Genomic DNA, 2,926 nt, shown 5'->3' with positions numbered 1-2,926 from the left:
GAGGCCCCAGGAGACGATTTAAATCACGGTCAATCACAGAAGACCCTACATGAGTCGGACCACAGCTCCGGAGCCGCCAAGGGGCACGCCAAGCAAGAGGCTGCGGGAGGCGGTTTAAATCACGGTCAATCGCAGAAGGTCTTGCATGAATCCGACAACGGCTCCGGAGCCGCCAAGGGGCACGCCAAGCATGAGGCCCCGGGAGAAGATTCGAATCGCGGATAGGCGCACGGCGATTTGCAGACTTTTGAACATGGCTCCGCGGCCGGCGAGCAACACGCACAGCATGCACAGGCAGCTGATTTAGATACTGGCAAACCGCAGCAGAATATACCAACGGCGTCCGTAAATTTTGCCAACGACGCACATTCGGCCTTGACTATTAAGACTGAAGGAATGGGCGGGCCTTCTTCCGACCATGCAGATCAGGCCAAATCAGCGGTTGGCACCGAACTTGGCGATTCCTTTCGTTTTAAGAGTTTCGCCGACAATACGTCTTCAGACGTGTATGACCTTCAGCAACTGAGCCACGGAAATGGAAAAGCCTATGGAGATGGTCAGCATTCCGTTGCGCGCGAGGGGCCGGAGCTGGTCCAGGATGCTGACGGAATTGATGTTGCAGATGCGCACCACGATCACTCATGGCACGCCAATCTCCATGCGGCTCACGATCTGATCGTCTAGCATTCACTGATCGAATGGCCGGGCCGTGGTTCAAACGCTTTTTGCCCTGCTGACATCGCAACGCGCAGTTGACGCAATCATCGCCGAGACACTCAAGCGCTACGATGATGGAGCAATTGAACAGGAGGACATGGCTGCATTCGGTCTAGTGCTCGACCTGTTCAATCATGCCGTCGCCGATAGGCGAGCTGGCGCTGCAGAGCGGCACCTCCGATCAGGGCGCGGATAGAAGGCCCGACCCTAGCGTGTCGGCGATAGCGCGCCTCACATGAAATTATGCGATATCGGTTCTGGCGCCGATAGCGGCGCTCGCTGTTCGGCATCCAAGGCGACGGCCACGCTGGCGCGTTCGTTGGGCATCGCTATCTGCGCGTCGCCAGCCCCGCCTGGCCAATCTCCGACAAGCCCTCCTGATCCCATCCGAGCTCTTTGCGGTCCTTCTCGAAACCGGCTCGAGGTCGGCGGCAGACCTGGGAGAGAACATCACCACCGCCGGCCTGGACCTCGAGCGGCTGCCGAAGTCGGACCCGGGCCGATCGTGGAGCTAACCGGCCTACGGACGCTCTGCATCCTCATTGACGGGCTTAAACGACAGATGCTCTCGTCGGCGGAGAAGGGCCCTCCGTTCCAATCCGGGGTGCTGGGCGTGGTGCGGGTCGGCGGGACGGTCGAGGCTGGCGATACGGCGCGGGTTCGGCTGCCGTCCGCCTCCCTTCGCGCCTTAGCGGCTTTGTAAGAGCCCGGTGCACAACTCGGCTGCCCGATAGCAGAATCGGAGCTTGTTCTGTAGGTCGGACGGGCATGGCCGCAAACAAGGTAACGGTGGTACGCTTGGGGCCAAGGAGGCAATCGACAGTCCGGGACTATCTAAGCCGCGGCGTTAAGCTGGCGGCTTCTTTCTTGGACTCAGGAGGGGCTTGACCTCGCCCGTTCGCGCGCCTCTCAACGACGTTCACGGCGCCGCTTGGCCCGATCGGCGGGCTGCCGCAGCAGGGTTCGCGCCAAGTCTGGTTAGTCCGCCTATTGGCCCGCAGCGGACCTTCACGGTGATGCCCGCTGAAGGCCGCTCGTGACCCGAGCCGACCTCCGCTCCGGCAGAGGTGCGCCGCGGACACTCAGCGAAGATGCGCAGCGTGAGGCCATGGCCACACGACCATGAGGGCAAAGACCCCGAGCTTAAAGGGCCCCGAAAAGCTTGTCCGGGACGTGATGGAAAAGAAAAAGCGGCCCTGCGGCGGCTAGTTTCAGACCTTCCTTTTTCTACTTATTTCTTGAGGGCGTCAGCGGTATCCCGCGCGGCGTCCTTCACGTCTCCCGCAGCGTTGTGGGCGGATCCCTTGGCCTTATCCATTTTGCCTTCGGTTTCCAGGTCCTTGTCGCCGGTAAGTTTGCCGGCACCCTGTTTGATCGCACCTTTTGCCTTGTCGGCGGCGCCCTTCACATGTTCACGGTCCATGATCATTATCCTTTCTTGTCCGGAAGACGAGCACAACGAAACCGTTGCGCGGTCGTTCCTGCGAGGCGCGCACCGCTCTTGCACACCAAGACTTGGCTATAGCGGACGAAGGAACGGAATGCGTTTCTGTCCTGCTCGTTTCTGTGTGCAATGTGTTAGCGCTCCAGTCGCAAGTTTTCACCAGTTTGGCGGAAATGTTCGGGGATGCGCACGTTGATGAAGCGGCGGGGCCTAGATGGAGAAACAGCCAGGTGAGCAGAATAGCGTCCTGCGGACAGACGAGGGCAGCCTTTGCCCCGAAGCGGACCTGCGCGACACCTTTCGGTGGGAATCGCTACCTATAACTTCATTCTTCCGACACCCCCGCCAGCCGCAAACCGTCATAGATGCGCTCGCGTTTGACGAAGTAAACTGGGTGATCACTGTGTACGCGCCGTCCCGAAGGCGGCGAATTGTGAAAGTTGGAACAAGCTCACACAACGCCCTTGCAGTGGCAAAGCCTACTATCATGAACCAGCGATGAGCGGAGATATCGCGGGGAGAGAGGCGAAATGCTTCTTTGATATGGGCTTCAGTCTCAGCCCCGCGACCCATATACAGCTTTGCGCCGCCAATTTGCGCGTGTGCCTCAGCCAAATTGCAATCCAGCGCCAACGCTCTTTCAAACTCAGCTGGCGCGTAGCCTGACTTTCACGGTGATGCCCGCTGAGCGACGCTTCTGGCCCATAGCCGACCCACAGCGTCTCCCGCCAAGGGGCGCTCGTGACCCAAAGCGGGACACGATGA

The 2,926-nt window shown here is 59.8% G+C and carries 2 protein-coding genes; one reads left to right on the top strand and one right to left on the bottom strand.

What is annotated here, in order from left to right; all coding sequences use genetic code 11:
• The first annotated feature begins 237 nt into the window (after positions 1–237).
• Positions 238–684, top strand: coding sequence for a hypothetical protein (locus tag GA0061098_RS44635; protein ID WP_129591139.1), 447 nt, complete (start codon positions 238–240; stop codon positions 682–684).
• A gap of 1,264 nt (positions 685–1,948) precedes the next feature.
• On the opposite strand, the gene GA0061098_RS43270 is transcribed toward GA0061098_RS44635, so the two are convergent.
• Positions 1,949–2,140: a CsbD family protein gene (locus GA0061098_RS43270; protein WP_038372499.1), complete on the bottom strand. Its 192-nt coding sequence runs from the start codon at positions 2,138–2,140 to the stop codon at positions 1,949–1,951.
• Positions 2,141–2,926 lie beyond the last annotated feature (786 nt).

The sequence above is a fragment of the Bradyrhizobium shewense genome (genome assembly GCF_900094605.1).
Taxonomy (GTDB): Bacteria; Pseudomonadota; Alphaproteobacteria; order Rhizobiales; family Xanthobacteraceae; genus Bradyrhizobium; species Bradyrhizobium shewense.
The sequence above is the reverse complement of the archived record's forward strand: the minus strand, read 5'-3'. Positions and strand labels throughout refer to the sequence as shown.

What these genes read in the sequence shown, in the direction of transcription:
- GA0061098_RS43270 (WP_038372499.1), bottom strand. Translation starts at nt 2,140, where the DNA reads ATGGACCGTGAACATGTGAAGGGCGCCGCCGACAAGGCAAAAGGTGCG.